This window comes from Streptomyces sp. NPDC044033 (assembly GCF_056434425.1).
In genome coordinates this window covers 127,107-153,825 of sequence record NZ_JBWKFF010000017.1, presented here as the reverse complement: position 1 = coordinate 153,825, position 26,719 = coordinate 127,107, and the positions used below count along the sequence as shown (strand labels likewise).

General features: G+C 71.8%; 26 protein-coding genes. 14 read left to right on the top strand and 12 right to left on the bottom strand.

Features of this window, described 5'->3' with window-relative positions; genetic code table 11:
• Positions 1 to 34: 34 nt before the first annotated feature.
• On the bottom strand, positions 35 to 865 hold the full coding sequence (locus tag AC07AB_RS27660) for a LysR family substrate-binding domain-containing protein (protein ID WP_478572031.1): 831 nt from the start codon (positions 863 to 865) through the stop codon (positions 35 to 37).
• A gap of 59 nt (positions 866 to 924) precedes the next feature.
• Between AC07AB_RS27660 and AC07AB_RS27655 the strand changes: the two genes are divergently transcribed.
• A complete protein-coding gene (locus tag AC07AB_RS27655; protein WP_478572028.1) occupies positions 925 to 1,317 on the top strand; it encodes a DUF5997 family protein in 393 nt (130 codons plus the stop codon).
• Between the two features lie 142 nt (positions 1,318 to 1,459).
• Here AC07AB_RS27655 and AC07AB_RS27650 read toward each other — a convergent pair whose 3' ends face one another.
• A complete protein-coding gene (locus AC07AB_RS27650) occupies positions 1,460 to 1,882 on the bottom strand; it encodes a secondary thiamine-phosphate synthase enzyme YjbQ (RefSeq protein WP_478572025.1) in 423 nt (140 codons plus the stop codon).
• Between the two features lie 428 nt (positions 1,883 to 2,310).
• Here AC07AB_RS27650 and AC07AB_RS27645 point away from each other — a divergent pair, with 428 nt between their 5' ends.
• The 4 genes from AC07AB_RS27645 (at position 2,311) to AC07AB_RS27630 (ending at position 6,345) form a co-directional block, all read left to right on the top strand.
• Positions 2,311 to 3,147 carry an ABC transporter permease gene (locus AC07AB_RS27645; protein WP_478572022.1) on the top strand — a complete coding sequence of 279 codons (837 nt, stop codon included), beginning with the start codon at positions 2,311 to 2,313 and terminating at the stop codon, positions 3,145 to 3,147.
• On the top strand, positions 3,120 to 4,019 hold the full coding sequence (locus AC07AB_RS27640) for an ABC transporter ATP-binding protein (protein ID WP_478572019.1): 900 nt from the start codon (positions 3,120 to 3,122) through the stop codon (positions 4,017 to 4,019). The genes AC07AB_RS27645 and AC07AB_RS27640 overlap by 28 nt, the downstream gene beginning before the upstream one ends.
• Positions 4,020 to 4,096: 77 nt before the next feature.
• Positions 4,097 to 5,137 carry an ABC transporter substrate-binding protein gene (locus AC07AB_RS27635; protein WP_478572016.1) on the top strand — a complete coding sequence of 347 codons (1,041 nt, stop codon included), beginning with the start codon at positions 4,097 to 4,099 and terminating at the stop codon, positions 5,135 to 5,137.
• Complete coding sequence (locus AC07AB_RS27630) at positions 5,137 to 6,345, top strand: LLM class flavin-dependent oxidoreductase (RefSeq protein ID WP_478572013.1); 1,209 nt, start codon at positions 5,137 to 5,139, stop codon at positions 6,343 to 6,345. The genes AC07AB_RS27635 and AC07AB_RS27630 overlap by 1 nt, the downstream gene beginning before the upstream one ends.
• 203 nt (positions 6,346 to 6,548) lie before the next feature.
• On the opposite strand, the gene AC07AB_RS27625 is transcribed toward AC07AB_RS27630, so the two are convergent.
• From AC07AB_RS27625 to AC07AB_RS27600, 6 genes are all read right to left on the bottom strand, one after another.
• Entirely contained in the window at positions 6,549 to 6,737 is a 189-nt protein-coding gene (locus AC07AB_RS27625) for a hypothetical protein (RefSeq protein WP_478572010.1), read from the bottom strand.
• Between the two features lie 199 nt (positions 6,738 to 6,936).
• The gene (locus AC07AB_RS27620; RefSeq protein ID WP_478572007.1) at positions 6,937 to 7,134 is read right to left on the bottom strand and encodes a hypothetical protein; all 198 of its coding nucleotides are present in this window, start codon (positions 7,132 to 7,134) and stop codon (positions 6,937 to 6,939) included.
• A complete protein-coding gene (locus AC07AB_RS27615) occupies positions 7,134 to 7,331 on the bottom strand; it encodes a hypothetical protein (protein ID WP_478572004.1) in 198 nt (65 codons plus the stop codon). Before AC07AB_RS27615 ends, AC07AB_RS27620 begins: the two co-directional genes overlap by 1 nt.
• Positions 7,332 to 7,420: 89 nt before the next feature.
• Complete coding sequence (locus tag AC07AB_RS27610) at positions 7,421 to 8,272, bottom strand: helix-turn-helix domain-containing protein (protein ID WP_478572001.1); 852 nt, start codon at positions 8,270 to 8,272, stop codon at positions 7,421 to 7,423.
• 3 nt (positions 8,273 to 8,275) lie between these two features.
• A complete protein-coding gene (locus tag AC07AB_RS27605; protein WP_478571998.1) occupies positions 8,276 to 8,794 on the bottom strand; it encodes a DUF6879 family protein in 519 nt (172 codons plus the stop codon).
• A gap of 4 nt (positions 8,795 to 8,798) precedes the next feature.
• On the bottom strand, positions 8,799 to 9,041 hold the full coding sequence (locus AC07AB_RS27600) for a hypothetical protein (RefSeq protein ID WP_478571995.1): 243 nt from the start codon (positions 9,039 to 9,041) through the stop codon (positions 8,799 to 8,801).
• 164 nt (positions 9,042 to 9,205) lie between these two features.
• Here AC07AB_RS27600 and AC07AB_RS27595 point away from each other — a divergent pair, with 164 nt between their 5' ends.
• From AC07AB_RS27595 to AC07AB_RS27580, 4 genes are all read left to right on the top strand, one after another.
• Positions 9,206 to 10,318: an NAD(P)-binding domain-containing protein gene (locus AC07AB_RS27595; protein ID WP_478571993.1), complete on the top strand. Its 1,113-nt coding sequence runs from the start codon at positions 9,206 to 9,208 to the stop codon at positions 10,316 to 10,318.
• A gap of 133 nt (positions 10,319 to 10,451) precedes the next feature.
• Positions 10,452 to 11,240 carry a (Fe-S)-binding protein gene (locus AC07AB_RS27590; protein WP_478571990.1) on the top strand — a complete coding sequence of 263 codons (789 nt, stop codon included), beginning with the start codon at positions 10,452 to 10,454 and terminating at the stop codon, positions 11,238 to 11,240.
• 17 nt (positions 11,241 to 11,257) lie between these two features.
• Complete coding sequence (locus AC07AB_RS27585) at positions 11,258 to 12,739, top strand: lactate utilization protein B (protein ID WP_478572196.1); 1,482 nt, start codon at positions 11,258 to 11,260, stop codon at positions 12,737 to 12,739.
• Positions 12,736 to 13,392, top strand: a complete 657-nt coding sequence (locus tag AC07AB_RS27580) for a LutC/YkgG family protein (RefSeq protein WP_478571987.1) — start codon at positions 12,736 to 12,738, stop codon at positions 13,390 to 13,392. Before AC07AB_RS27585 ends, AC07AB_RS27580 begins: the two co-directional genes overlap by 4 nt.
• A gap of 75 nt (positions 13,393 to 13,467) precedes the next feature.
• Here the strand turns inward: AC07AB_RS27580 and AC07AB_RS27575 are convergent, their stop codons facing one another.
• The gene (locus AC07AB_RS27575) at positions 13,468 to 14,712 is read right to left on the bottom strand and encodes an amidase (RefSeq protein WP_478571984.1); all 1,245 of its coding nucleotides are present in this window, start codon (positions 14,710 to 14,712) and stop codon (positions 13,468 to 13,470) included.
• A 117-nt stretch (positions 14,713 to 14,829) separates the two neighbouring features.
• Between AC07AB_RS27575 and AC07AB_RS27570 the strand changes: the two genes are divergently transcribed.
• The 3 genes from AC07AB_RS27570 to AC07AB_RS27560 are packed head-to-tail and all read left to right on the top strand — an operon-like array spanning position 14,830 to position 17,358.
• Positions 14,830 to 15,627 (top strand): ABC transporter substrate-binding protein, encoded by a 798-nt coding sequence (locus AC07AB_RS27570; protein ID WP_478571981.1) that lies wholly within the window; start codon positions 14,830 to 14,832, stop codon positions 15,625 to 15,627.
• A gap of 13 nt (positions 15,628 to 15,640) precedes the next feature.
• Positions 15,641 to 16,426, top strand: coding sequence for an amino acid ABC transporter permease (locus tag AC07AB_RS27565; RefSeq protein WP_478571978.1), 786 nt, complete (start codon positions 15,641 to 15,643; stop codon positions 16,424 to 16,426).
• Positions 16,423 to 17,358: an ATP-binding cassette domain-containing protein gene (locus tag AC07AB_RS27560; protein WP_478571976.1), complete on the top strand. Its 936-nt coding sequence runs from the start codon at positions 16,423 to 16,425 to the stop codon at positions 17,356 to 17,358. The genes AC07AB_RS27565 and AC07AB_RS27560 overlap by 4 nt, the downstream gene beginning before the upstream one ends.
• A gap of 470 nt (positions 17,359 to 17,828) precedes the next feature.
• Here AC07AB_RS27560 and AC07AB_RS27555 read toward each other — a convergent pair whose 3' ends face one another.
• Together AC07AB_RS27555 and AC07AB_RS27550 are read right to left on the bottom strand one after the other, a co-directional pair.
• The gene (locus tag AC07AB_RS27555; protein ID WP_478571973.1) at positions 17,829 to 19,136 is read right to left on the bottom strand and encodes an MFS transporter; all 1,308 of its coding nucleotides are present in this window, start codon (positions 19,134 to 19,136) and stop codon (positions 17,829 to 17,831) included.
• 292 nt (positions 19,137 to 19,428) lie between these two features.
• Positions 19,429 to 21,393: an ABC transporter ATP-binding protein gene (locus AC07AB_RS27550; RefSeq protein ID WP_478571970.1), complete on the bottom strand. Its 1,965-nt coding sequence runs from the start codon at positions 21,391 to 21,393 to the stop codon at positions 19,429 to 19,431.
• Between the two features lie 94 nt (positions 21,394 to 21,487).
• On the opposite strand from AC07AB_RS27550, the gene AC07AB_RS27545 reads away from it, so the two are divergent.
• Both AC07AB_RS27545 and AC07AB_RS27540 read left to right on the top strand, forming a co-directional pair.
• Positions 21,488 to 21,931: a MarR family winged helix-turn-helix transcriptional regulator gene (locus AC07AB_RS27545; protein ID WP_478571967.1), complete on the top strand. Its 444-nt coding sequence runs from the start codon at positions 21,488 to 21,490 to the stop codon at positions 21,929 to 21,931.
• Positions 21,932 to 22,177: 246 nt separating this feature from the next.
• Positions 22,178 to 25,111, top strand: coding sequence for an FAD-binding and (Fe-S)-binding domain-containing protein (locus AC07AB_RS27540; protein ID WP_478571965.1), 2,934 nt, complete (start codon positions 22,178 to 22,180; stop codon positions 25,109 to 25,111).
• Between the two features lie 36 nt (positions 25,112 to 25,147).
• Here the strand turns inward: AC07AB_RS27540 and AC07AB_RS27535 are convergent, their stop codons facing one another.
• The gene (locus tag AC07AB_RS27535; protein WP_478571962.1) at positions 25,148 to 26,542 is read right to left on the bottom strand and encodes an alpha-amylase; all 1,395 of its coding nucleotides are present in this window, start codon (positions 26,540 to 26,542) and stop codon (positions 25,148 to 25,150) included.
• Positions 26,543 to 26,719 lie beyond the last annotated feature (177 nt).

The following is a 26,719-nucleotide window of genomic DNA, read 5'->3' as shown; positions in this document are numbered from 1 at the left end:
ACGGGGCAGGCCCGCGGGCCCGGACTCGTAGGAGCTACGGCCGACGGCGGGGCTTGCCGCCCTTGCTCCCCTTACCGGGCTTGCTCCCCTTGCCGGACTTGCCGGCGCCGCCGCCCTTGCCGCCCTTGGACGCGTCGGAGCCGCGCCGCGGGCCCTTGCTCCCCGGTTTGCCGGCCGCGGACTTGCCGCCCGCGGGTTTGCGTCGCGCGCCACCGCTCTCCGGGCGCTCGGTCTTCGGCTGGGCGGCGGCCGGAGCGCGACCGCGGGTGCTGTTGACGGTCCGCCCGCGGACGATCCCGATGAAGTCCTCCACCAGGTCCGTGGTCTCCTCCTGCGGCCATGACAGCGCGATCCGCGACTCCGGGGCGTCCGCGAGCGGCCGGTAGGTCAGGTCCTTGCGGTGGTACAGCCGGGCGAGCGACTGCGGGACGACGAGCAGCCCCACTCCGGCTGCCACCAGCTCGACGGCGTCCTCCGTCGTGGCGGGGCGTTCCTTCGCGGGCCGCCCCGGCCGGTGCTCCCAGTCGAGGGTCTCGTCGAGGGGGTGCAACACGATCTCGTCGGCCAGTTCCTCGGCGGACACCTCGTCGACCGCCGCGATCACGTGGTCCTTCGGGACCACGACCACCGTCGTCTCGGTATAGAGGGGGATCGCGCTGAGGTCCGCACCGTCGACCGGCAACCGCACGAAACCCGCGTCCGCGCCGCCGTCCCGCAGCACACCGCACGCGTCCGCGGCGGACACCTGGACCAGGGTCAGCGGGACGTCCGGCAGCCGCTCGTGCCAGATCCGCACCCACTTGGTGGGCGTCACCCCCGGGACGTACGCGAGCTTGAAGGAAGGAGGGGTCTGGGAGCCGGTCACCGGTCCAGGCTACCGGCTCCTGGTCGGCGGTAGCGCACACGATCGATACCCTTGGCACCATGACGTCGCACCAGACCACCCAGACCATGAAGCCCGCGACCGCGGCAAAGAAGCTGGGTGTGTACCTTGAGGCCACCCCCGCCGAGTTCCAGGAGGGTGTCGTCTCACGCACCGAGCTGAACGCCCTCCAGGCCGACCCGCCCCAGTGGCTGCTGGACCTGCGGCGCGACGGCCCGCACCCCCGGCCGGTGGTCGCGGCGAAGCTGGGCGTCTCCATCTCGGGGCTCGCCCGCGGCGGAGTCACGGAGGCGCTCACCACCGAGCAGATCGAGGCGCTGAAGCAGGACCTTCCCCTGTGGCTCCAGCATGAGCGCGCCACCCAGGCCGAGGTCCGTAAGGAGAACGTGCGCATCAAGGCCAAGCGCGCGGAGAGCGACAACCAGTCCGGCTGACGGCTCCCCGGCCCATACGGCCACCCGCACCATCGGCATCACCCGTACGCCCGGCCACCGGCCGGGCGTACTTCTTATGTGCGGGCTTATGCGCGGGCGGTGAGGAAGCGGGCGAGCGCCGCGTCGGCCCGTCCCGAGGGACCTACCCCAGAAAGCTCAGGCGCACCTGCCGGTGCGGGTTGTCGACGTTGGTGTCGACGAGGCAGACCGACTGCCAGGTGCCGAGGGCCAGCCTGCCCGCGAGGACCGGGAGGGTCGCGTGGGGTGCGACCAGGGCGGGGAGCACGTGGTCGCGGCCGTGGCCCGGGGTGCCGTGGCGGTGGCGCCAGCGGTCATCGGCGGGGAGCAGGTCGCGCAGGAGCGCGAGGAGGTCGTCGTCGCTGCCCGCGCCGGTTTCAAGGATCGCGACGCCGGCGGTGGCGTGCGGGACGAAGATGTTGAGGAGGCCGTCGCGGTCGGGGGCCGTGTCGCGGAGGAACGCCTCGCAGTCGCTGGTCAGGTCGTACACCGTCTGCGTGGAGCCGGTGGTGATGTCCAGGATGCTGGTCCGGAAAGCGTCTGCCATGGGCCCATCCTCGTACATGTGCCCGCACTCGCGCATACGCCCGTACGCGCGCGGCGCACGGGAACCGGTGGCCGGAGCCATTCGAGCCGGCTCCCGTAAGTCCGTACGCGCGCGGCGCGCCCGGCCCATCGCATGCGCCCGCCCCGTACACACGCCCGTAAGACCACCGCAACAAAGGTCCGCCTGCTGAGACGGCCATTGCCCCGGCGGCACGGCGATCGCTACGTTCACGGCATGTCTACGTCAGCCCGGCTCATCACGCGCGGTCACATCGACCTGCTGCGGGTGGCCTCCGCCGCGTGTCGCCGCGGCCGCTGACCCCCTTTCTTTCGCGCTTCCCCTTCCGCACCCCCTTCGCGTCGTTCCCCGCCGTGCCCGGCCCCGGGCACGGCCGCTGACGCGTACCCCGCCGCTGCCCCGGAGCCCTGATGAGCGTCAGTCATGCCCCGCCGGACATCTCACCGCCCCTTGAACGCATCATTCCCCTCGGTTCGCGACGCTCCAGGTCGCCGCGCTGGCTGCGCCGTACCTGGGGGCCCGTACTGCTGCTCCTGGCGTGGCAGGTGTCCAGCTCCACCGGTCTGCTGCGGCCCGACACGCTCGGGTCGCCGGGGGCCATGGCCGCCACCGCCCGGGGCATGGTCGCGGACGGGACGCTGCCGTCGGCGATGCTCGTCTCGCTACAACGCGTCGCCGTGGGGCTGCTGCTCGGTGTCGTCGTCGGGACCGGGCTGGCGCTCGCCTCCGGGCTGTCCCGGCTCGGCGAGGACCTGCTGGACGCGACCGTGCAGATGCTGCGGAGCATTCCGTGGGTCGGGGCGATCCCGCTGTTCATCATCTGGCTGGGCATCGGCGAGGCGCCGAAGGTCGCGCTGATCGCGCTCGGGGTCGCCTTCCACCTCTATCTCAACGTCTACGCGGGAATCCGCGGAGTCGATCCCCAACTCGTGGAGGCGGGCGACTCGTTGGGGCTCGGCCGGTGGGGGCTGATCCGTCATGTCGTGCTGCCGGGCGCACTGCCCGGGGCCATGACGGGGCTGCGCTACGCGCTCGCCACCGCATGGCTGGCGCTGGTCTTCGGCGAGCAGATCAACGCCGACGACGGCATCGGCTTCCTGATGAACCAGGCGCGGGAGTTCCTGCGCACCGACGTGATCGTGGTGTGCCTGGTGGTCTACGCCGTTCTCGGCCTCGTCGCCGATTTCATCGTCCGCTTCCTCGAAAGGCTGCTGCTGCAATGGCGACCGAGCTTCACCGGCCAGTGAGCCCCTCGGCGAACGGCCTCCCCGCGAGCGGCCCCGCGGCCGTCCGAACCTCGGGGCTGACCAGGTCCTTCGGTGGCCGCGCCGTCATCGACCAGCTGGAACTGACCATCCACGAGGGCGAATTCGTGGCCCTGCTCGGCCGCAGCGGCTGCGGCAAGTCGACGCTGCTGCGCGTGCTGGCCGGGCTGGACCGGGAGATCGAGGGCGAGGTGCTCGTACCGCGCCGCAGGGCCGTCGCCTTTCAGTCGCCCCGGCTGATGCCGTGGAAACGGGTCTGGCGCAATGTGCTGCTGGGGCTGCCCGGCCGCCCCGGCCGCGAGCGGGCCGAACAGGCGCTGGCGGAGGTCGGCCTCGGCCACCGGTCCGGCGCCTGGCCCGCGACGCTGTCCGGCGGCGAGGCGCAGCGCGCCTCCCTCGCCCGGGCCCTGGTACGGGAGCCCGACCTGCTCCTCCTCGACGAGCCGTTCGGCGCGCTGGACGCGCTGACCCGCATCACGGCGCAGCGGCTGGTGGCGGAGTTGTGGCAGCGGCGCGGCTGCGCGGTGCTGCTGGTCACGCACGACGTCGAGGAGGCGCTGCTGCTCGCCGACCGGGTGCTGGTGATGGACCGGGGCGTGATCGCGTACGAGCGGACGGTGGGGCTGGAGCGGCCGCGCGACCTCGCCGGTCCGGCCTTCGCCGCCCTGCGCGCCGAACTCCTCGGCCGGCTCGGCGTGGAGGGGGCCGGAGAAGGCTCCCACGACACGCCCGGCACGCCCGCCGACCCGGCCTCCGGCGACTCCCCCGGCGCGCCCGCCGGACCGGCCTCCGGCGGCTCCCCCGACACGCCCGAGACCGCACCCGCCACGCTGCCCGCGCCCGTATCCGCGTGAGTCCGGCAGCGGACGCGCGAGATCCGCGTGCGTCCGCGACCGGACGCGTACGAAACACCGACGATCGGACCCGTGCCATGAGACGGCCCTTCCGCCCCGCTTCCCTGCCCCTCCTGCTGCTGCCGCCACTGGCACTCGCCCTGACCGCCTGCGGCGGCTCCTCCGCCGCCGAAGCGGGCGGCCGTACCGACGGGAAGGGGCCGGTGACGCTGAACGTCGGCGACCAGAAGGGCGGTTCCGAGGCCGTATTGCGGGCCGCCGGGGAGCTGGACGACCTCACGTACAAGATCAAGTGGTCGACCTTCACCTCCGGGCCGCCGCTGCTGGAGTCGGTCAACGCCGGGGCGGTGGACATCGGCGGGGTCGGCAACACGCCGCCCGTCTTCGCCGCCGCGGCGCGGTCGAAGGTCAAGGTGGTGGCGGCCACGCACGGGTCGGCGGCGGCCGACGCGATCCTGGTCCGCGAGGGCTCGCCACTGAAGCGGACCGCCGACCTGCGGGGCACGTCCATCGCGGTGGCGCAGGGCAGTTCCGCGCACTACCAGCTCGTGGCCTCGCTGGCGAAGGCCGGGCTGACGCCGAAGGACGTACGGCTGAGTCTGCTCCAGCCGGCCGACGCGCTGGCCGCGTTCAGCCGGGGCAAGGTGGACGCGTGGGCGGTCTGGGACCCGTACACCTCGCAGGCGCTGCGGAAGGCCGGGGCCCGCACGCTCACCACCGGCCAGGGTGTGGTCAACGGCCTCAGCTTCCAGGTCGCCGCACCGGCCGCGCTCGCGGACCGGAAGAAGTCGGCGGCGGTCAAGGACTACGTCGAGCGGCTGCGCCGGGCTCAGGGGTGGGTCCACAGGCACCCCGAGGACTGGGCCAGGGTGTGGGCGAAGGACACCGGGCTGCCGTACGAAGTGGCGCTGGACGCCGTACGGCGCAGCGCCGGCACCCGGGTGCCGGTGGCCGTGGACGACCCGGCCGTCGCCGCCGAACAGCAGATCGTGGACACCTTCGCGCGGCTGGGGCTCATCCCCCGTTCGTACCGCTTCGCGGACTTCGTGGACCGCAGGTTCAACGGTTCCCTGCCGCCGTCCACCACCGCACCGCGCACCTATGGAGAGGCCTCCTGATGTCCGTACATCTGCACTGGTTCCTGCCTACGGGCGGCGACGGCCGTACGCTCGTGGACCGCCACGCCTATACGGACGGCGGTATCAAGCGCTCGCGCATCACGCCGGTGAGCGGGGTGCGCGCCCCCGACATCGAGTATCTGGCGCAGATCGCCAAGGCGGCCGAGCAGCTGGGCTTCGAGGCCGTGCTGACCCCGACGGGCACCTGGTGCGAGGACGCGTGGCTGACGACGGTGGCGCTCTCGCAGCACACGGAGCGGCTGAAGTTCCTGGTGGCGTTCCGGCCGGGGGTGATCTCGCCGGTGCTGGCGGCGCAGATGGCGGCCACGTATCAGCGCATCACGCGCGGCAGGCTGCTGCTGAACGTGGTGACGGGCGGCGACTCGACCGAGCAGCGGCGCTTCGGCGACCACCTGGACCACGACCGGCGCTATGCGCGGACCGGTGAGTTCCTGGAGGTCGTCCGGGGCGTGTGGGGCGGTACGCCCTTCGACTTCGACGGCGAGCACTACCAGGTCAGCGGGGGCCTCACGGCGCTGCCGCCCGACCCGCTGCCGGAGATCTTCTTCGGCGGTTCCTCGGCCGCGGCGGGCCCGGTGGCGGCCCGGCACGTCGATGTCTATCTGACCTGGGGCGAGCCGCCGGAGCAGGTGAAGCGGAAGATCGACTGGATCAGGGAACTGGCGGAGCGCGAAGGGCGCACGGTCCGCTTCGGCATCCGGCTGCACGTGATTTCGCGGGACTCCTCGCGCGAGGCGTGGGCGACGGCGCACCGGCTGCTGGACGACCTGGACGAGGACACGGTGCGCGCCGCGCAGCAGGCCCTGGGCAAGAGCGAGTCGGTGGGGCAGCAGCGGATGCTGGCGCTGCACGGCGGCGAGCGGGACAAGCTGGAGATCTCGCCGAACCTGTGGGCGGGGGTCGGGCTGGTGCGGGGCGGCGCGGGCACGGCGCTGGTCGGCGGGCACGCGGAGGTCGCGGACCGGATCGAGGAGTACCACGCGCTGGGCATCGAGCACTTCGTGCTGTCGGGGTATCCGCATCTGGAGGAGGCGTACTGGTTCGGCGAGGGCGTGACGCCGGAGCTGGCGGCGCGCGGGCTGCTGACGCGGCTGCCGGCGTCGCCGCTCGCGGGAGTGCCCGCCGCCAATGGCCGTCCGGCCTCGGCTCCTGGGGGTGCGCCGCTGCTGCTCGCGGGCGGGCGGTAGGGGCGGGCGGTAGGGGCGGGCGTGGCGCTTCGGCCGGGCCTCGCGCACGTGCGGCGGGGTGCACGGCATGTCCGCGCCAGGAGGCGCCGCGTCGCCTGGCGGCTCCGAGCCTCGGGATACGCGCGCGGAAACCCCGCCCGTGCGCCACGGGGGCAGCGGCACGGGCGGGGCCGTTTCAACGGGTCACAGAGGTGGACGCGTGCTCACTCGCCCCCGCCGCCCCCGCTCGGCTCCGGCTCGCGGGGTGCCTCCGGTGGCATCGATCCGCCGTCGTGCTTCCCGCCGTCCTGGGCGACGGCCCGCGGCCCCCGGGGGTGCCGGAAGGGGATGCCGCGCCACCCTTCCGCGTCGGGCACGCGCGTCTCGTACGTCTCGACGGCCACACCGTTCATGTACCAGCCTCCTCTGTCATGAGAGGCCACGCCGCCGTAGGGTCGACGGCGTGGCCCGTGGGCCGCGGAGGGTTTTCTCCGCGGCCGGGCACCCGCTCCGGCGTCCGACCTGTCCAGGGATCCACCGCCGGAACGGGCGTCGCTCCCGTCCCGCCGGGCCGGAAAATCGTCAACCGGGCCGGAGGGGCGGAGTCTTGGGTCAGGCGCGGAACACGGCCTCCGGGCGGACCAGGCGCTCGACGCCTCCGCGTTCGGGCGCGACGAATGCCGTCGGCCGCTTCCGCCGCTTGTCCGGCGGGTCCGCGGGGTCCTCGTAGTCGGGCAGGAAGTCCCGCAGGACGAACACGTGCCCCGCCTCGTCGGCCACACGGTGACCGATGTCCGCGCGGGTGATCATCAGTGGCCCTCGGGATGCCGTGCGATCCGGACGTTGCAGTCCGTCACGGTCGTCATATCGCCGCCCGCCCGCGCCCAGTCGCGCACCTTCGCGAGTTCCGCGCACCCCTTGCAGTCGGGCACCGGGGTCGGCTCCAACACGCCTGTACGGTCCGGGAGGTCAATCGGCGGTGTGCTGTACCTCGTTGGCTCGGCCATGCCGGGCTCCTTCGTGTCGTCCGTCTGGCGACAACGCTAGGAACGCACGCGCCCCGACGCCGAGCCGATTGCGCGCGATTGCACGGACATCACCCGAGTGAGTCAAGGGCCGACGTGATCAGCGCCCGAGCCCGCGCCCCGTACACCGCCTGGTCCGCCAACTCCGCGAACGTCTCGGCGTACATGGTGACTTCGCTCGGCTGCGTGATGGTGAGGTAGCCGGACACCAACTCGACGTTGACCTGTGCCATGTCGTAGATCCAGAACCCCTCGACGGGCATGCGGACCCTGCCGAGACCGACGGGGATCACTCCGACGCTGACACTGGGCAGCGCGCCGACCGTCAGCAGGTGGTCGAGCTGTTCCGCTTGGGTTTCGGCGTCGCCCAGCGCGTTGCCCAACGCGCTCTGCTCCACGAGGAACGCGAACCGCCGTTGCCCCTCCCGCAGTACATGTTGGCGCTCCATGCGGGCCGCCACGGCGTCGGCCACGTCATCGATCACCACCCGCCGCCGTCGGTGGACGCCGCGCAATACGTCCTCGGTGTACCCGAACGTCTGGAGCAGGCCCGGGAACAGCCCCGGCGAGTAGGCGCGGAACCAGCGGGTGCGCTCGTACAGCGGCAAGCGGTCTTCCTGCGCCCGCCGCAACCCCGCGCGCTCCATCCGACGCCAGGAGATCCACATGCCCTCAACGGCCCGCAAAGAGGCGATCAGGTCCTCCGCCTGGTCCTCCGCGCCGCATACCCGGCACCAAGTCCGAATGTCGTCGGCGCTGGGCTGCGTCTTCGCTGTCGAGACCCGGGACACCTTGGACGGGTGCCAGCCGCACAGCGCGGCGAGGTCCTTGCCGTCGAGCCCGGCGTCCTTGACCAGCTCCCGAAGGCGGTCGGCGAGGAGCTGCCGGGCTTGCTGGACGCTGGACGATGCTGATTGGGGCATGGCTCACTGAACCGGCTTGTACTCCCCGTGCGGCGTAGCCCGCTCCCACACCAGCTCGAAGGCGGACTCGACCAGCCGAATGACGTCCGGCTCCGTCCGCCACTCTCGGTCGACGACATTCCCGACTCCGGAGAAGTACGTGAACAGCACCGCCTCGCTGTCGAACATCCACAGGTCGGTACCGGGGAGTGGGATGTCAGCGGCCTTCCGGCGGGGCAGCCAGCGGACCAGCTCACCAGCCACCACGTTGGGGAACGTCACGTCGTACTCATACCGGATGTAGTCCGTCACCGGCTCCGAGACGACCCTCGCCCGCCGCATGGCAACACCGCGGGCCGTCGTCTCCGTCACCACGTCCAGGAACGGCCGCCACCACGTGGAACGGTCAGCGGCAGGGTCCAGCCGCTTCCCGCGCCGCCAAGCGATGAACTCGGGATCGTCGGGCTGGTAGGAGTCGCGCAGTTCCAGATGCACGGCGGAACGGCGAGCCTTCGCCAGCCCGTCGAGTACGGGGTTCGCCATCGCCCTACTCGCCGTCGTCAGGCAGCAGGTACTGCCGCATGACCTTGGGCAGCCGGATGACCACCTCGTGATCGGGAACTTCCGTACTGTGCCCGGGGATCGACCCGACCTCCCGACACGCCTCCACCTCCTCTTCGCTGGCCCGGTACGACTGGATCAGCAGGTCCCCGCTGTCGTCGTCCAGCCAAATGGTCGGCGAGTCGGTGTCAGGCGTGTTCGGGATGATCCCAAGAAACCGCAGCTTCATGCCCGCTCTCCTCCGGCGATCCGCTTGCACGTGATTGCTCGACTTTCACGCGCGCTGCCGCCTTCGTCAATGGGGCCCGACATGCGCAAACGAGTTCGACGGCCGAGCCGAGACCGGATCGGCAGACCGGGAAGGGATCAGCCCCCTCCGCCGTTAGTAGAACTATGAACAACTTCGGGACGCGCGAAGTCGACGTCGTCGTGATCGGCGCCGGGCAGGCGGGACTGTCCAGCGCCTACCACCTGCGGCGGGCCGGATACCAGCCCGGCCAGGGCTTCGTCGTGCTGGACCACGCGCCGCACCCCGGCGGCGCCTGGCAGTTCCGTTGGCCCTCGCTCACGTACGGCAAGGTGCACGGCATGCACGCGCTGCCCGGCATGGAGCTGACCGGGGCGGACGGGGCGCGGCCGTCGTCCGAGGTGATCGGCGAGTACTTCGCGGCGTACGAGCGCGCCTTCGACCTGCGCGTCCACCGGCCGGTGGACGTCGCGCAGGTACGCGAGGGCGAGGGCGGGCGGCTGCTCGTACGGGCCTCCGACGGCGACTGGTCGACGCGCGCCCTGATCAACGCGACCGGCACCTGGGACCGGCCCTTCTGGCCGCGCTACCCCGGTCAGGAGACGTTCCGGGGCCGTCAGCTGCACACGGCGAACTATCCGGGGCCCCGGGAGTTCGCAGGTCAGCGCGTGCTCGTCGTGGGCGGCGGCGCCTCCGGGACGCAGCATCTGATGGAGATCGCGGAGGTCGCGGCCAGTACCACGTGGGTGACGCGCCGGCCGCCCGTCTTCTGCGAGGGGCCGTTCGACGAGCGGCGCGGCCGGGACGCGGTGGCGCTCGTCGAGGAGCGCGTACGGCAGGGGCTGCCGCCGCAGAGCGTCGTCTCGGTGACCGGCCTCCCCGTGACGGACGCGGTGCGGCGGGCGCGGGAGCGCGGGGTGCTGGACCGGCTGCCGATGTTCGACCGCGTCACGCCGACCGGGGTGGCCTGGGACGGCGCGCAGGGGCGGGCGCCCCGGACGGCGGACGTCGACGTCATCGTCTGGGCCACCGGCTTCCGCCCCGCCATCGACCACCTGGCCCCGCTGAGGCTGCGCGAGAGCGGCGGCGGGATCAGGGTCGAGGGCACCCGGGCGGTGCGCGACGCGCGCGTGCACCTGGTGGGGTACGGGCCGTCGGCGAGCACCATCGGGGCGAACCGGGCGGGCCGGATGGCGGTACGCGACATCCGCGGGCTGCTCGCGCGCGAGCGGGTGCCGGTGGAGGCCGCAACCGCATGAGCGGCCGTGAGCGGCCGTGAGCTGACGGGCCGACACGTCCCGCGTATATGAGCAAGGCGTGACAGACATCGGATGAATCCTTCACAGCCATAGGGCCCTGGGGCAGTATGGCCGCAGGCTCGAAGGAGGTTCCGTGCGCGTCGCGCTCTTTGTCACCTGCGTCAACGACACTCTCTATCCGCACACCGGGCAGGCCGTCGTCACCCTGCTGGAGCGGCTCGGCGTCGAGGTGGACTTCCCGCCGGCGCAGACGTGCTGCGGGCAGCCCCAGTTCAACACGGGGTACCGGCACGAGACCGAGCCGCTGGTGCGCCGGTACGCCGCGGCCTTCCGGGAGTACGACTACGTGGTCACGCCGTCCGGCTCGTGCGTCGCGATGATCCGCGACAACTATCCGCGGATCGGCGCCAAGGCGTCCGCCGAGGGGCGGGGCGAGGAGCTGACCGAGGCCGCGGCCAGTGCGGTGCCGAAGACGTACGAACTGACGGAGTTCCTCGTCGATGTGCTGGGGGTGACGGACGTCGGCGCGTACTACCCGCACACCGTCACCTACCACCCCACCTGTCACGGGCTGCGGATGCTCGGCCTCGGCGACCGGCCTCGGCGGCTGCTGGAGCACGTCAAGGGGATCGAGCTGCGCGAGCTGGCGGGCGCGGACGAGTGCTGCGGCTTCGGCGGCACCTTCGCCGTCAAGAACGCCGCCGTCTCGGCCGCCATGGGCGCCGACAAGGCGCGCGCCATCGTGGACACCGGAGCCGAGACCGTCTGCACCGTCGACAACTCGTGCCTCATGCACATCGGCGGCACCCTGGCCCGGCAGGGCGCGGCGGCCCGGCCCGTGCACATCGCGGAGATCCTGGCCGCCACGGAATCCATGCCACCGGCCGCCGCGAAGGCCGCCGCCGAGGGGAGCCCGCTGTGACCCGTACGTACCTCGGCATGCCCGGCAGCCACCCCACCCCCTCCCGCGCGCCGTTCCCCGAGGCCGCGGCGGTCTCCACACAGGACGCCCAGCTCCGCGGCAACCTCCGGCGCGCCACCCACACCATCCGCGCCAAACGCGCCAAGGCCGTCGCGGAGCTGGAGGACTGGGGATCGCTGCGCGCCGCCGGGGCCGCGATCAAGGACCGGACGCTCCGTCACCTCGACCACTATCTGGAGCGGTTGGAGGAGTCCGTCACCCGAGCCGGGGGCACCGTGCACTGGGCGGCGGACGCGGACGAGGCGAACCGCATCGTCACGCGGCTCGTCCAGGAGACCGGCGAGCGCGAGGTCGTCAAGGTCAAGTCGATGGCGACGCAGGAGATCGGGCTCAACGAGGCGCTGGCGAAGGCCGGGATCAGCGCGTACGAGACCGATCTCGCCGAGCTGATCGTGCAGCTCGGCGACGATCTGCCCTCGCACATCCTGGTTCCGGCGATCCACCGCAACCGCGGCGAGATCCGCGACATCTTCCGCGAGAAGATGGCCGCTTGGGGACGTCCGGCGCCGGACGCGCTCACCGACGAGCCGCGCGCACTCGCGGAGGCGGCGCGGCTGCATCTGCGCGAGAAGTTCCTCAACGCCAAGGTGGCGATCTCCGGCGCGAACTTCATGGTGGCGGACACGGGCACGCTGGTCGTCGTCGAGTCCGAGGGCAACGGGCGGATGTGCCTGACCCTCCCCGAGACGCTCATCTCGGTGGTCGGCATCGAGAAGACCGTGCCGACGTGGCAGGACCTGGAGGTCTTCCTCCAATTGCTGCCCCGCTCCTCGACGGCCGAGCGGATGAACCCCTACACCTCGACCTGGACCGGCACCACCGACGGCGACGGCCCGCAGACCTTCCACCTGGTGCTGCTCGACAACGGCCGTACCGACACGCTCGCCGACCGGGTCGGCCGGCAGGCGCTGCGCTGCATCCGCTGCTCGGCCTGTCTCAATGTGTGCCCGGTCTACGAGCGGGCCGGCGGCCACGCGTACGGGTCGGCGTACCCGGGCCCGATCGGCGCGATCCTCACCCCGCAACTGCGCGGCGTCAGCGGCTCCTTGGAAGCGTCACTGCCGTACGCGTCCTCGCTGTGCGGCGCGTGCTACGAGGTGTGCCCGGTCGCCATCGACATCCCGGAGGTGCTGGTCCATCTGCGGGAGCGGGTCGTCGAGGGCGGCGAGGTGACGCTCCGGGGCTCGAAGGCGGTGATCAAGCCCGCGAAGGGGCATGCCGCCGAGCGGGCCGCGATGCGGGCCGCCCGCTGGGCGCTCGACCACCCGGGCGCGCTCCGCGGCGGCCAGCGGCTCGCGGCCCGTACCCGCCGGCTGCACCCCAAGCGGCTGCCGGGCCCCGGCCGCGCCTGGTCGGACACGCGCGAACTGCCCGAGGTGCCTGCGGAGTCGTTCCGGGACTGGTGGGCCCGTACGCGCGGCGAGAGGGGCACGAAGTGAGCGGCAGGGAGCGGGTGCTGGGGCGTGTGCGGCGCGCTCTGGCGGACGTACCGCGGCACGAGCGGCCGCAGGACCATCCGGTGGCGCGCGACTATCTGCGCACCCACGGCGACCGGACGCACGCCGAACGGGTCGACCTGCTCGCCGAGAACCTGGCCGACTACCGTGCCCTCGTGCACCGTTGCGAGCCCGCCGGGCTGCCCGCGCTGATCGGGCGCCTGCTGAGCGAGCACGGGACGCGCAGCGTCGTCGTGCCCGCCGGGCTGCCGCCGGAATGGCTCGCGGGAGCGGACGTCGAGTGCCTGCCCGACGCGGCCGGGGACACGGCGCGCGGCCTGGACGCGGTGGACAGCGTCGTCACCGGGTGCGCGGTCGCGATCGCCGAGACCGGCACCCTCGTCCTCGACGCGGGGCCGGATCAGGGGCGCCGCCGGATCACGCTCGTACCCGACCATCACATCTGCGTGGTACGGGCGCGGGAGAACGTCGTGGACTCCGTGGTGCAGGGGCTGGAGCGGCTGGACCCGGCGCGCCCGCTGACGTGGATCTCGGGGCCGTCGGCGACGAGCGACATCGAGCTGGACCGGGTGGAGGGCGTGCACGGCCCGCGCACCCTCGAAGTGATCATCGTGGAGGACGCGGCGGGGGCGTGACGGGCGCGGCCGGGTCCGCGCGGTCCTGTTACGCCCCGGGCGGGCCGGACTTCGCGGCCGGCCGGCTCGCCGCGCTCAGCCGGCGACGGCCGACTCGATCCCCGCGGACCGCGCGATCAGATACTCGTCCGCCCCTGGCGCGGCGGCCATCTGGAGCCCGAGCGGCAGCCCGTCGGCGGCCCGGCCGGCGGGTACGGTCAGGGCGGGCGCGCCCGCGTAGCTCCAGGGCAGGTTCATGATCGAGCTGCCGGTGGTGGCGATACCGCGCGGCGCGGGCCCGGGTGCGGCGGGCGTGATCCACAGGTCTATGCCCGCCTCGCCCATCGTGCGCGACAGGCGGGCGCGGAACTCCTCCCGGTGCCGCAGCGCGCCCTCGTAGTCCACCCGCGCCACGCCGTGTCCCTGCCGGATCGCGGCCGCCGTCTCCTCGCGGTAGTACCGCTCGTAGCACGGGAACCAGTCGGCGTGGGTGCGGGCGACCTCGTAGCGGTTGACGAGGAACTGCTGCCGGACGATCTCCTCGTAATCCGCCATGAACGGGACCCGCCGGACCGGGAACCCGGCGTCGGCCAGCCGCTCGGCCTGCCGCTCGAAGGCGGCCAGCGCCTCGTCGTCGGCGCGCCCGAGATAGGGGCCGTCGGGGACGCCGAGCACCGGCGGCCGGTCGCCGGCGGCCGCCGCCCGCCAGCCGTCGCAGAGCACGGCGGCGGCCCGCGCCACCCCCGCGACGTCGGGCGCGAAGACGCCGACCGTGTCCAGCGTGGGCGCGTTGTCGATGACGCCCGCGACGGGGATGCGGCCGTGGGTCGGCTTGTAGCCGACCACGCCGCAGAAGGCCGCCGGGCGGATCACGGAGCCGACCGTCTGGGTGCCGATCGCCAGCTCCACCATGCCCGCCGCGACGGCGGCGGCCGAGCCGCTGCTCGAACCGCCGGGTGTGTGCTCCAGGTTGCGGGGGTTGCGGGTGGGCCCCGGCGCGAGGACGGCGAACTCCGCCGTCACCGTCTTCCCGGCCACCAGCGCGCCGGCGGCCCGCAGCCGGTCGATGACCACGGCCTGCGGGCCCGCAAGCGCCTCGGCGGGCACCGTTGATCCGGCGTGGGTGGGCAGGCCGTCGACGCGGATGATGTCCTTCACCCCGGCCGCGAGGCCGTACAGCGGGGGCTCGTCGGAGCCCTCGGGCAGGCGCGCGGCCGTCTCGGCGGCCTCGGCGCGCAGCCGTTCGCGGCGGCCGGGTTCGGCTACGAAGGCCCGTACGTCCGTGTCCAACCGCTCGATCCGGTCGCAGAGCCGGCCTGTGTCCAGCATCGGATTTCCCATGCCGACCGAGGTTACGGGGGCGTGCGAGGGTGCAGACAGGGGCTTCGGGCGGTGGCAGGATGCGGCACAGCTCACTGATCATGTGGGGCTGTTCGCCGATCGCAGCATGGAGGCGTCGTGTTCACCCGCTCAGCGCTGTCCGTCCTCGCCGCCACCACCGCCGCCCTCGCCCTGCTGGTGGGCTGTACCAGCACCAAGGTCTCCGGATCGGACGGCTCGCAGCTGAGCCTGGTCGAGAAGGGAAAGCTGAAGACCTGCACCCATCTGCCCTATGAGCCGTTCCAGGTCCGCAAGAACAACAAGATCGTGGGATTCGACGTGGATCTGGTGGATCTGATCGCGGACGATCTCAAGGTGAAACAGGAGATCGTGGACACGCCCTTCGAGGGCATCCAGACGGGTGAGGATCTCAATACCCGGAAGTGCGATATCGCCGCGGCCGGGATGACGATCACGCCGGTGCGCGAGAAGAACCTGGACTTCTCGGACAGCTATTTCGAGGCGACGCAGGCCCTGATCGCCAAGAAGGGCGCGCCGTACCGGAGTCTGGCCGATCTCAAGGGGAAACGGCTCGGCGTACAGCAGGGCACCACGGGCGAGAACTACGCCAAGAAGCACGCCTCCGGGGTCACCAGGGTCCAGTTCGAGGACCTGGCCCTGCTTCTCACCAACCTGAAGACCGGGCAGATCGATGCCGCGGTCCATGACAACGGTGTCCTCTTGGACTACGCGAAGAAGAATCCGGAGCTGGCGGTCGCGGCCGAATTCCGTACGGGCGAGCAGTACGGATTCGGTGTGCAGACCGGCAACGACGCGCTGCGCGAGGAGATCAACAAGGTGCTGAAGAAGGCCAGGGCAGACGGTCGTTACGACCGCGTCTACCGCAAGTGGTTCTCCGACGCTCCCAAGAAGTGAGGTGTCACCTCACATGGCCATGTCCCGCCGGCAGCGGTCCCGGGCGATACGCGTCGTCCAGTACGCCGTGCTCGCCGCCGTCCTGCTCACGCTGGCGTTCGCCGCCGACTGGGGCGAGATCCGGCGCGCCTTCTTCGACGCCGAGGTGGCGAAGGCGCAATTCCCCGACATCATCACCACGGCGCTGGTCAACACCGCCGTCTACACACTGCTCGGATTCGGCTTCGGACTGGCTCTCGGGCTCCTGCTGGCTCTTATGCGGCTCTCGGAAGTGCCGCCCTACCGCTGGCTGGCCGTCGGCTATATCGAGTTCTTCCGCGGCGTGCCCACACTGCTGGTCTTCATCGCCCTGGGGTTCGGGGTTCCGCTCGCCTTCCAAGTGGCCATCAATCAGTACGCGACGGTGATGCTGGCTCTCGGCCTGGTGGGCGCGGCCTATATGGCGGAGACGATACGGGCGGGCATCCAGGCGGTCCCCAAGGGGCAGACGGAGGCGGCACGTTCGCTGGGCATGTCGCAGAGCCGGGCCATGGTGTCGATCGTGATTCCGCAGGCGTTCCGGATCGTGCTGCCGCCGCTGACCAATGAGCTGATCCTGCTGACGAAGGATTCCTCGCTGGTGTATTTGCTGGGCCTCTCGCTCGACCAGTACGAGCTGTCCAAGTTCGGCCGGGACGCCCTCAATCAGAACCGCAGCCTCACCCCGATCCTGATCGCGGGGCTGTGCTATCTGGTCATCACGCTGCCGCTCGGCCATCTCGTGCGGCGGCTTGAGGCCCGTACGGCGAGAGCGAGGTGAGCTGTGTGGTGAGCGACGAGACGAGTACGGCGATCGAGGTCCGGGGCCTGCGCAAGTCGTTCGGCGAACTGGAGGTGCTGCGCGGAATCGACTTCCGGGTGGGGCGCGGCGAGGTGGTCTGCGTGATCGGGCCGTCCGGGTCGGGCAAGTCGACGCTGCTGCGGTGCGTGAATCTGCTGGAGGAGCCGACGTCGGGGTCGGTGATGGTGGCCGGCGTCGAGATCACCGATCCGGAGGTGGACATCGACCGGGTGCGGCGGCGGATCGGCATGGTGTTCCAGTCGTTCAACCTCTTCCCGCATCTGTCGGCCATGGGCAATCTGACCATTGCCCAGCGGCGGGTGCTGCGGCGGGACAAGGCGGAGGCCGTGCGGGTGGCGCGGGAGCGGCTGGCGCGGGTGGGACTCACGGACAAGGAGTCCGCCTATCCGGCGCAGCTCTCCGGCGGTCAGCAGCAGCGGGTCGCCATCGCCCGGGCGCTGGCCATGGACCCCGAGCTGATGCTGTTCGACGAGCCGACGTCGGCGCTCGACCCGGAGTTGGTGGGCGAGGTGCTCGCGGTGATGCGCTCGCTCGCCGACGAGGGCATGACGATGCTCGTGGTCACGCACGAGATGAGTTTCGCGCGGGAGGTCGCGGACCGGGTGGTGTTCATGGACGGCGGGGTGATCGTGGAGGAGGGCACACCGGAGCAGGTCGTCGGCGCTCCCCGGCACGCCCGTACGCGGGCCTTTCTCGCGCGCGTACTCGATCCGACGGCCACCGAACTCGGTTCAGCCGCCACCGGACTCGGTTCAGCCGCCACCGGACTCGATCCAGCGGCCGCCGAGCCCGGCCCGGGGGCCAGCACACCCGGCCCGGGGACCACCGAACTCGGCCCGGGGACCACCGAACTCGACGAACGCACGAACAAGGGACCGGACGTTCGCTAGAACGCGTGATCGCGTCAGGAGAGATTGCGAAATCACCCTGCGACGCATGATGCTTACGGTGCGCAAGCGACGGGCTGCAGACCGTCATCGCACATCCGGCTCAAGTCCCCATGACGAGCCGGATGTTGGTCCCACATTTGCACCAAGGAGAAGGCACCACCATGAACATCATCACCGACCTGCTCGCCGGCATCGTCCACTTCGTGGGTTGGCTCGTCTGACGGACGCTCTCCCCCAAGCGGCGCCGCACCTCCCCGTCCCAGGGGGGTGCGGCGCCGCCGCGTCGTACACGGCGGGTACGGCTGTCCGACGGAGTTCGATGTGGCGCGGCACTTCCGCGAGGCCCCACTTGACGCTCGCCGGTGAGGGCACCGACGAGAACTGACGGAATGTCATCGTCCGCCGGCTGATCGGCCTCGGCGGGCTCGGCTGATCCGGCCGGAGGCGCGGGGCGGGTGGGGCGAAGGCGCTCAGCGCTCCATCGGCCGCTTCGCGGTCTCCGGCAGGACGCAGTACACGCAGGCCGAGACCAGGCAGAGCCCGGCCACGTACCAGGGGAAGCCCCCGGCATGGCCGGCCTGTTTGAACCAGGTGCCGACATAGGGGGCGGTGCCGCCGAAGAGCGCCACGGTCAGCGAGTACGGGAAGCCGATGCCGGCGGCCCGTACGCGCGCGGGGAAGACCTCCGCGTTCACGGCGGCGGCCACCGAGGTGTAGCCGGTGAGCAGGACCATGCCCGCGCACTGGACCAGCAGCAGCGAGAGGAACGCGTCGGTGACCGCGTGCAGGAGGGGCACGGCGAGGACGGCGAAGCCCACCGCGAAGGTGATCAGCAGCGGCTTGCGGCCGATGCGGTCCGAGAGCATCCCGCCCAGCGGCTGGAGCAGCGCGAAGAAGGCGAGCGAGATGGTGCCGACGAGCAGCGCGTCGCCCTTGTCGAAGCCCGCGTTGACCTGGGCGTAGGTGGGCAGGTAGGTGGTCCAGGTGTAGTAGGCGATGGTGCCGCCCGCGGTGATGCCGCAGATCAGCAGGGACTCACGGGGGTGGTTGCGCAGCGCCTCGAAGAGCGCGGGGCGGGCGGCGGCTCGCTGCTCCACGCTGCGCGTCTCGTGTGCGCCCTGCCGGACCCAGAAGCCCACGAGGCTGATGAGCGCGCCGATCAGGAACGGCACGCGCCAGCCCCAGTCACCCATCTGCCCGTCGGTGAGCAGATGCGTGAGCAGCGCGGCGACGCCGGAGGCGATGAGCTGGCCGATGGTGGTGGACACGTACTGGAAGCTGGAGAACAGGCCGCGCCGGCCCGGGCCCGCCGATTCGACGAGGAAGGTCGTGGACGCCGCGAATTCCCCGCCTACCGAGAGCCCTTGGATGAGCCGTGCGATGACGAGGACGACCGGGGCGAGGACGCCGACGGCGGCGTAGGTGGGGGTGAGAGCGACGAGGAGGCTGCCGCCGCCCATGAGCAGGATGGTGATGGTGAGCGCGGCGCGGCGGCCATGGCGGTCCGCGACGGCTCCCATGAGCAGGCCGCCCACGGGACGCATGAAGAATCCGACGGCGAAGACAGCGAAGGTGGAGAGCAGCGGGACGAGGGAGTTTCCGGAGCCCTTGGGGAAGACCTGGTCGGCGAAGAAGACGGCGAGGAACGAGTACGCGTACCAGTCGTACCATTCGGCGGCATTGCCGACGGAGGCCGCCGCGAGCTGGCGGAACGCGGATACGGGCCGTGCGCCGGAGGGCTTGCCGCGCCCGGCCGCTATGTGATCGGTACTCGTCATGATCCGCTACTCCCCCGGCACGGCCGCCCGCTAACGCGGACGCGGGGACTGGGATCGCGTGGCCGGCGAGGTATGCGGGGTCGGTGGAGGCAACGGGCAGGCGGGGGCGGTAAGGGACAGGGGGCTTACAGGGGCAGCGGTGAGGTGGCCTGCCCGTCGGCGGGGGGCGCGGCCGCCGACAGCCGGCCGCCACCGTCGAGCACGGCTCACCGCGGCCCGCCCTCTCCGGCTCCGCCCAGGCCGTGCCGCGCTCGGAATCTGCCCCCGTGCTCGGGCCGTGGCCCGCGGCGGGTCAGGCCGCAGGGGCGAGCTGCGTGTCGCGTCGGACCAGAGCCGCGTACCGGCCGCCGCGCGCGAGCAGTTCGTCGTGGGTACCGCGCTCCATGATGTGGCCGCCGTCGAGCACGACTATCTGGTCGGCGTCGCGGATCGTGGAGAGCCGGTGCGCGATGGTGATGGTCGTACGGCCGGCGGAGAGCGCGTCCATCGCCTCCTGGACAGCGAACTCGGTGCGGGTGTCCAGCGCGCTGGTGGCCTCGTCGAGGATGAGCACGGGCGGGTCGCGCAGAATGGTCCGGGCGATGGCCAGCCGCTGCTTCTCACCGCCGGAGAAGCGGTATCCGCGCTCGCCGACCAGGGTGTCGTAGCCGTCGGGCAGGGCGGCGATGTGGTCGTGGATCTGCGCGGCCTTCGCGGCGGCGGCGATCTCGTCGTCGGTGGCGTCGGGCTTGGCGAACCGCAGGTTGTCCCCCACGGAGGCGTGGAAGAGGTAGGTCTCCTGCGAGACCACGCCCACCGCCCGGGCCAGTGTGTCGAAGTCGAGGTCGCGGACGTCGACCCCGTCGATCAGGACGCGGCCGCCCGTGACGTCGTAGAGCCGGGGCACGAGGTAGCTCAGGGTGCTCTTCCCGGAACCGGTGGGGCCGACGACGGCCAGACTGCCGCCCGCCGGGACGCTCACATCGATCCCGCTGAGCGTGAGGGCAGCGCCCGCTTCGTCGGGACGGTCGGCTGCGCTCTGGGGCCCGGCCGCGTCGTTCCGGTCGACTGCGGCCTTGGGGTCGGCAGCGGCGTCGAGGGCCTTCGAGCCCTCCGAGCCCTTCGGGTCACCGGCATTCTTCGAGGCGCCCACGTCCTTCGAGTCGCCAACATCCTTCACGTCGTACGAGAAGGAGACGTCCTCGAAGCGGACGTCTCCGCGGACGGTCCGGAGGTGGACGGGCTCCGCGGGCTCGTCGATGTCCACCGGCAGGTCGAGGTACTCGAAGATGCGGTGGAAGAGCGCGAGCGAGGTCTGCATCTGGACGCCCGTGGTGAGCAGGCTGACCGTGGGCCGGAGCAGGCCCTGCTGGAGCGAGACGAAGGCGACCAGGGTCCCGATGGAGACGGCCGGGCCGCCCAGCTGGAGCGTCATTCCCGCGGCCCAGTAGATGAGGGCGGGCATGGCGGCCATGACGATGCCGATGGTGGACATCCGCCACCGGCCGGCCATATTGGAGCGCACTTCGAGGTCGACGAGGCGCTCGGACTCCGCGGCGAAGTCCTTGGTGAGGGAGTCCGCTCGGCCCATGGTGCGGCCCAGCAGGATGCCGCTCACCGACAGGGATTCGGTGACCATCGCGGACATGGCGGCCATCTGCTTCTGCCGCTGCGAGGTGATCTTCTTGCGTTCGCGGCCGACTCTGCGGCTGATCCATACGAACAGCGGCAGCAGGAGCAGCGAGACGACGGTGAGCCGCCAGTCCAGGGCGAGCATGGCCACCACGGTGGCGACGACGCTGGTCAGGTTGGAGACCAGCGAGGTGGCGGTGGAGGTGACGGTGGCCTGCATGCCGCCGATGTCATTGGCGATCCGGGACTGGACCTCGCCGGTGCGGGTGCGGGTGAAGAACGCCAGCGGCATGCGTTGCAGCTGGGTGTAGACGGCGGTGCGCAGGTCGTGCATGACGCGCTGGCCGACGGTGGTGGAGATGAGGGTCTGCAGGACGCCGAAGATGCTGTTGACGACGGCGGCGGCGATCATGCCCAGCGCGAGCAGGCTGAGCAGGCCCGTACGGCCGTGCGGCAGGGCGACGTCCAGCACCTCGCGGAGCAGGAACGGCGAGGCGACCGAGACCAGCGAGGAGGCGGCGACCAGCAGCCCGACGAGGGCGAGGCGGCCGCGGTAGGGACGGAAGAGCCGGAGGATGCGCCGCAGCTGCGCGGGCTGCTCCGGATCTGCGGGCGGGGGCGTCCATTCGATGTCGTCGCGGGGCATGGGCTCCTTCACAAGGGTGCGGGAACGAAGTCTCGCCGAGCATAGCTCATTGTTACCTATACTCACAATGCACTAAATCCTGTACCCTGTGATCATGACGGCCCCCGACCCGACCGGCCACCTCGCCGAACAGCTGCTGCGCCTCAACCGCAGACTCCACCGCGCACAGCGCCGCCTCCTCGAACCGGTGGGCATCACCCCCGCGCAGTCCCGGCTGCTGCGCGCCGTCGCGCACTTCGGCGACGAACCGCCGCGAATGGCCGACCTCGCCGAACGGCTGGAGGTCGTGCCGCGCGCGGTGACCACGCTGGTCGACGCGCTGGAGACGGCCGGGGCGGTGCGCCGGGTGCCGGACCCGGCCAACCGCCGCGTCATCCGGATCGAGCTCACGGACCACGGCCGTTCGACGCTCCGCGCGCTGCGTGACGCGCGCCGGACGGCCGCGGAGGACATCCTGGCCCCATTGGACGCCGAGCAGCGCGAGGTGCTCGGCGAACTGCTGGCCCAGCTGATGGCCGGGCCGAACGGCTACTGCTGACCCTGCCCCGGGGCCGCATCCGCGCCCGCGCTCCGGGGCCGCACCCCGGCACCGGGCCCGGCACCTCGACCCGGCACCATGAACCGGTACCGCATCCCGACACCGACACCCTGAGACCGAAACCCGATACTGCATACCGAGACCCGACATACCGCCATACGGCCATACCGGCGTCTTCCACGCCCCCGCACGAAGCTCGCGTTCAGCCGTCGACGCCGAGACGCACCACTAGCCGAGGAGAGCACCATGCCGCTGCTGGAGCCCGACCCCCACGCACTCCGGCCGACCACGACGCGGGCACCCTCCCCCGACCGCGTCGCGAGCGACCGTTCCCAGGGCACGCCGCAGCCGCTGCGCGGTGACCTGGAGGCGCTGCTCGGCGCGGAGAAGGTGCTGTGGAAGGTCTCCGACCTGGTGCGCTACGCCTCGGACGCGAGCCCGTACCGCTTCATCCCGCAGGTCGTCGTACTCGCCGAGGACGTGGACGACATCTCCGCCCTCTTCTCCTACGCCCACGGCAAGGGCCGCCAGGTGGTCTTCCGGGCCGCGGGCACCTCGCTCAACGGACAGGCGCAGGGCGAGGACATCCTCGTCGACGTGCGCCGGCACTGGGCGGGCGTCGAGGTCCTGGGCGACGGCACCCAGGCCCGTATCCAGCCCGGCACCACCGTCGTACGGGCCAATGTCGCCCTCGCCCGGCACAACCGGGTGCTGGGCCCGGACCCGGCGAGCTCGATCGCCTGCACCGTGGGCGGCGTCGTCGCGAACAACGCCTCCGGCATGACGGCGGGCACCACCCGCAATTCGTACCGCACGGTCCGCTCCCTGACGCTCGTACTGCCGTCCGGGACCATCGTGGACACCGGCGACCCGCGCGCCGACGCGGACCTGGCGCACGCCGAGCCGGAGCTGTGCGAGGGGCTGCTGGCCCTCAAGGCGGAGATCGAGGCGGACGGCGCGCTGACGGCCCGGATCCGCGCGAAGTACGAGATCAAGAACACCAACGGCTACCGCCTGGACGCCTTCCTCGACGGCTCGACCCCCGTGGAGATCCTGCGCGGGCTGATGGTCGGCTCCGAAGGCACGCTCGGCTTCATCTCGGAAGTCGTCTTCGACGCCCTGCCGCTGCACCGGCTCACCTCCACCGCCCTGCTCTTCTTCCCCACCCTCCAGGCGGCGGCCGCGGCCGTGCCGCTGTTCAACGAGGCGGGCGCGCTCGCCGTGGAGGTGATGGACGGCAACACCCTGCGCGCCTCCGTCAGCGTCGCGGGCGTGCCCGCCGACTGGGCGGAGCTGCCGAAGGAGACGGCGGCCCTGCTGGTGGAGTTCCGCGCTCCCGACGAGGCGGCCCTCGCGGAGTACGAGCGGATCGCGAACGACGCGATCGGCGGTCTCGAACTCACCGCCCCCGTCGCCTCGGTCACCAACGCCTTCACCCGCGACCCCGGCACCATCGGCGGCTACTGGAAGGCCCGTAAGGCGTTCGTCACCGCGGTGGGCGGCTCCCGCCCGTCCGGTACGACGCTGATCACCGAGGACTTCGCGGTGCCGCCGTCGCGCCTCGCCGAAGCGTGCGAGGCGCTTCTGGAGCTCCAGGAGCGGCACGGCTTCGACGCCGCCGTGGCCGGGCACGCCGCCCACGGCAACCTGCACTTCCTGCTCGCCTTCGACGCGGCGGACCCCTCCGACGTCGCCCGCTACGCCGCCTTCATGGACGACTTCTGCACGCTCACCGTGGAGCGCTTCGACGGATCGCTGAAGGCGGAGCACGCCACGGGCCGCAACATCGCCCCGTTCCTGGAGCTGGAGTGGGGGCCGCAGGCCACCGAGCTGATGTGGCGGATCAAGCGGCTCCTCGACCCGCACACCATCCTCGCCCCGCGCGTCCTGCTCGACCGCGACCCGAAGGCGCATCTCCGCGGCCTCAAGACGATTCCGCGGGTCGAAGAGGTCGCCGACCCGTGCATCGAGTGCGGGTTCTGCGAACCGACCTGCCCCAGCGGGGATTTGACGACCACACCGCGCCAGCGGATCGTGCTGCGCCGGGAGATGATGCGCCAGGCCCCGGATTCGCCGGTCGCCGACAGCCTGCTGGACAGCTATGGCTACGACGCCGTGGACACCTGCGCCGGCGACTCGACCTGCAAGCTCGCCTGCCCCGTCGGCATCGACACCGGCGCGATGATGAAGGACTTCCGGCACCAGCGGCACTCGCCGCGCGAGGAGCGCACGGCCGCGCTCGTCGCCAAGCGCTTCAAGGTGGTGGAGAAGTCCGCGCGGCTCGCGGTCGGCGCGGCGCAGCAGATCAGCGACCGGCTGCTGGAGTCGGTGACCGTTGCCGCGCGCAAGGCCGTACGTCCGGATCTGGTGCCGGAGTGGCTGCCGGAGATCCCGGGGGCCGCGGCCCGCAAGCTGCCCGCTACGCGGCGCGTCGGCGCGGTCGCCGTCTACTACCCGGCCTGCGTCAACCGGATCTTCGGGGAGCCCGAGGGGTATGCCGGGCCCTCACTGCCGGAGGCCGTGGTGGCGGTCTCGGCGCGCGCCGGGAAACCGGTATGGATCCCGGGGGACGTGGCGGGCACGTGCTGCGCGACGATCTGGCACTCCAAGGGGTACGACGAGGGCAACGCGGTCATGGCCAACCGCATCGTCGAGGCCGCCTGGGGCTGGACGGCGGGCGGGCGGCTGCCGCTGGTCGTCGACGCCACGTCGTGCACGCTGGGCATCGCCCATGAGGTGGTGCCGTATCTGAGCGAGGACAACCGGAAGCTGCACGCGGAGTTGAATGTCGTCGACTCGGTCGTCTGGGCGGCCGAGGAGCTGCTGCCTGATCTGACGGTGTTGCGGACCATCGATTCGGCTGTCCTGCACCCCACCTGTTCCATGCGGCACTTGGGGGACGAGGCGCAGTTGGTGACGGTCGCCGAGGCGTGCGCGCGGGAGGTGGTGGTGCCGGACGACGCGGGGTGCTGCGCCTTCGCGGGCGACCGCGGCATGCTGCACAAGGAGTTGACGCAGTCGGCGACGGAGCGGGAGGCGGCGGAGGTGACGTCGCGGCCGTACGACGCCCATCTGTCGGCGAACCGGATGTGCGAGATCGGCATGGACCACGCCACCGGCCGCAGTTACCACTCGGTGCTGCTGGAACTGGAGCGCGCGACGCGTCCCTCGGACGTCTGACGGCGCCCCGGGGCGGCCGGTGGGTGCCCGTGGGCGCTATGTCCTGGCACCGGTGTGCAGGGCGAGCGTGCTCTTGGCGCCCACCGTCGCGGTCGCTCTGCCGTCTTCTCCGACGGTGACCGTACGGCCCGCGCAATCGTCCGGCCCCGCTGCGACGACATCGCGGTAGGTGCCGGCGGGCAGTCCGGTGGCGAAGGTCCTGCTGAGCGCGGTGTCGCCGTTGTTGAGGGCGACGAAGCCCTTGTCGCCGCGGGAGAAGGCGATGGTGCCGCGGCCGTCGTCCCACCAGTGGGCGAGTTCGGTACCGGCGACGGCGTTGCGGAAGCCGACCATCCCGGTGATGTCCTGCCGGGCGTGCGTGCATGTCCAGGCGCCGTTGTCGCAGCGCGCCGCGCCGCCGTCCGGCGGGCCCGCGTCCCTGTCGGACCAGGCGTAGCCGGAGTAGACGTTGGGCGAGCCGTAGGGTGAGGCGAGCATGAAGATGTTGGCGAGGGTGTAGGCGGCGGAGTCCTTGTAGCTGAGGGTGGAGCCGTTGCGCTCGGTGTCCCAGTTGTCGACGAACGTACGGGCGCTGCCGCTGCTCAGCTTGGCGTCGCCGATGTGCCGAAGGCTCGTCAGGTCGCCGCTCTGGAAGGCCGACTTGAGGTGCGTGCCGTAGCGGAACTCGTCGACGTCGCCGATGCCGGTGTACTCGTCGGGCTGGACGGCCTCGCCCGCGCCGTAGATGGCCTCGGACACCCAGAAGCCGGGGTCGGCCATCTTGCCCTTGATGGCGGCGAGGTCGGTCGCGGCGATGTGTTTGGCGGCGTCGACGCGGAAGCCGTCCACGCCGAGCGAGCGCAGGTCGTCGAGGTAGCGGGCGATGGTGGTGCGTACGTAGTCGCTGCCGGTGTCGAGGTCGGCGAGGCCGACGAGCTGGCAGTTCTGTACGTCGCCGCGGTCGCGGTAGTCGTCGATGTCCTCGCGGCAGCCGTGGAAGTCCTGGACCTGGTAGGAGCCGGGGTAGTCGTACTTGGTGTACTCCGTGCCGCCGGTGCCGGTGCCCGATCCGGCCGACATGTGGTTGACGACGGCGTCGGCGATCACTTTGACGCCCGCCGCGTGGCAGCTTTCGACCATGTCCCCGAAGGCTTCGCGATCGCCGAGCCGTCCGGCGACGCGGTAGCCGACGGGCTGGTAGGAGGTCCACCACTGGTCGCCCCGGATGTGTTCGGAGGCGGGCGACACCTCGACGTAGCCGTAGCCCGCGGGGCCGAGCGATTCGGTGCAGGCGCGGGCCACGGCGTCGTACTTCCACTCGAAGAGGGTCGCGGTGACGGTCTTCCCACCCTGCGGTGCGGCCTGTGAGGAGCCCGGGGCGAGGGCGGCGAGGCAGGCGGCGGCGGTCAGCCCGGCCACAACGCCGCTGAGGGCGCGGGTGCGCAGGTACACGTGCGGCTCCTTCGGTGTGCGGGCACGGCGGGTGCCCTCGAAGGCAGCCACGCGCCAGGCCACCGTGGGGGTTCTGGGACGGAGACTGCCGCCCGGCGGTGAACACGTCAAGGTATACGGCCGAGGATACGACGGGCATCGCCTCTCGCCGCCGCCGGCTCTACGGAACCGCCTCGT

Coding starts and splice junctions, on each gene's coding strand:
- AC07AB_RS27610 (WP_478572001.1), bottom strand. CDS start 8,272: ATGCCCCAATCAGCATCGTCCAGCGTCCAGCAAGCCCGGCAGCTCCTC.
- AC07AB_RS27630 (WP_478572013.1), top strand. CDS start 5,137: ATGTCCGTACATCTGCACTGGTTCCTGCCTACGGGCGGCGACGGCCGT.
- AC07AB_RS27585 (WP_478572196.1), top strand. CDS start 11,258: ATGCCCGGCAGCCACCCCACCCCCTCCCGCGCGCCGTTCCCCGAGGCC.
- AC07AB_RS27545 (WP_478571967.1), top strand. CDS start 21,488: ATGACGGCCCCCGACCCGACCGGCCACCTCGCCGAACAGCTGCTGCGC.
- AC07AB_RS27650 (WP_478572025.1), bottom strand. CDS start 1,882: ATGGCAGACGCTTTCCGGACCAGCATCCTGGACATCACCACCGGCTCC.
- AC07AB_RS27595 (WP_478571993.1), top strand. CDS start 9,206: ATGAACAACTTCGGGACGCGCGAAGTCGACGTCGTCGTGATCGGCGCC.
- AC07AB_RS27605 (WP_478571998.1), bottom strand. CDS start 8,794: ATGGCGAACCCCGTACTCGACGGGCTGGCGAAGGCTCGCCGTTCCGCC.
- AC07AB_RS27555 (WP_478571973.1), bottom strand. CDS start 19,136: ATGACGAGTACCGATCACATAGCGGCCGGGCGCGGCAAGCCCTCCGGC.
- AC07AB_RS27625 (WP_478572010.1), bottom strand. CDS start 6,737: ATGAACGGTGTGGCCGTCGAGACGTACGAGACGCGCGTGCCCGACGCG.
- AC07AB_RS27640 (WP_478572019.1), top strand. CDS start 3,120: ATGGCGACCGAGCTTCACCGGCCAGTGAGCCCCTCGGCGAACGGCCTC.
- AC07AB_RS27575 (WP_478571984.1), bottom strand. CDS start 14,712: ATGGGAAATCCGATGCTGGACACAGGCCGGCTCTGCGACCGGATCGAG.
- AC07AB_RS27615 (WP_478572004.1), bottom strand. CDS start 7,331: ATGGCCGAGCCAACGAGGTACAGCACACCGCCGATTGACCTCCCGGAC.
- AC07AB_RS27645 (WP_478572022.1), top strand. CDS start 2,311: ATGAGCGTCAGTCATGCCCCGCCGGACATCTCACCGCCCCTTGAACGC.
- AC07AB_RS27635 (WP_478572016.1), top strand. CDS start 4,097: ATGAGACGGCCCTTCCGCCCCGCTTCCCTGCCCCTCCTGCTGCTGCCG.
- AC07AB_RS27620 (WP_478572007.1), bottom strand. CDS start 7,134: ATGATCACCCGCGCGGACATCGGTCACCGTGTGGCCGACGAGGCGGGG.
- AC07AB_RS27550 (WP_478571970.1), bottom strand. CDS start 21,393: ATGCCCCGCGACGACATCGAATGGACGCCCCCGCCCGCAGATCCGGAG.
- AC07AB_RS27655 (WP_478572028.1), top strand. CDS start 925: ATGACGTCGCACCAGACCACCCAGACCATGAAGCCCGCGACCGCGGCA.
- AC07AB_RS27600 (WP_478571995.1), bottom strand. CDS start 9,041: ATGAAGCTGCGGTTTCTTGGGATCATCCCGAACACGCCTGACACCGAC.
- AC07AB_RS27540 (WP_478571965.1), top strand. CDS start 22,178: ATGCCGCTGCTGGAGCCCGACCCCCACGCACTCCGGCCGACCACGACG.
- AC07AB_RS27565 (WP_478571978.1), top strand. CDS start 15,641: ATGGCCATGTCCCGCCGGCAGCGGTCCCGGGCGATACGCGTCGTCCAG.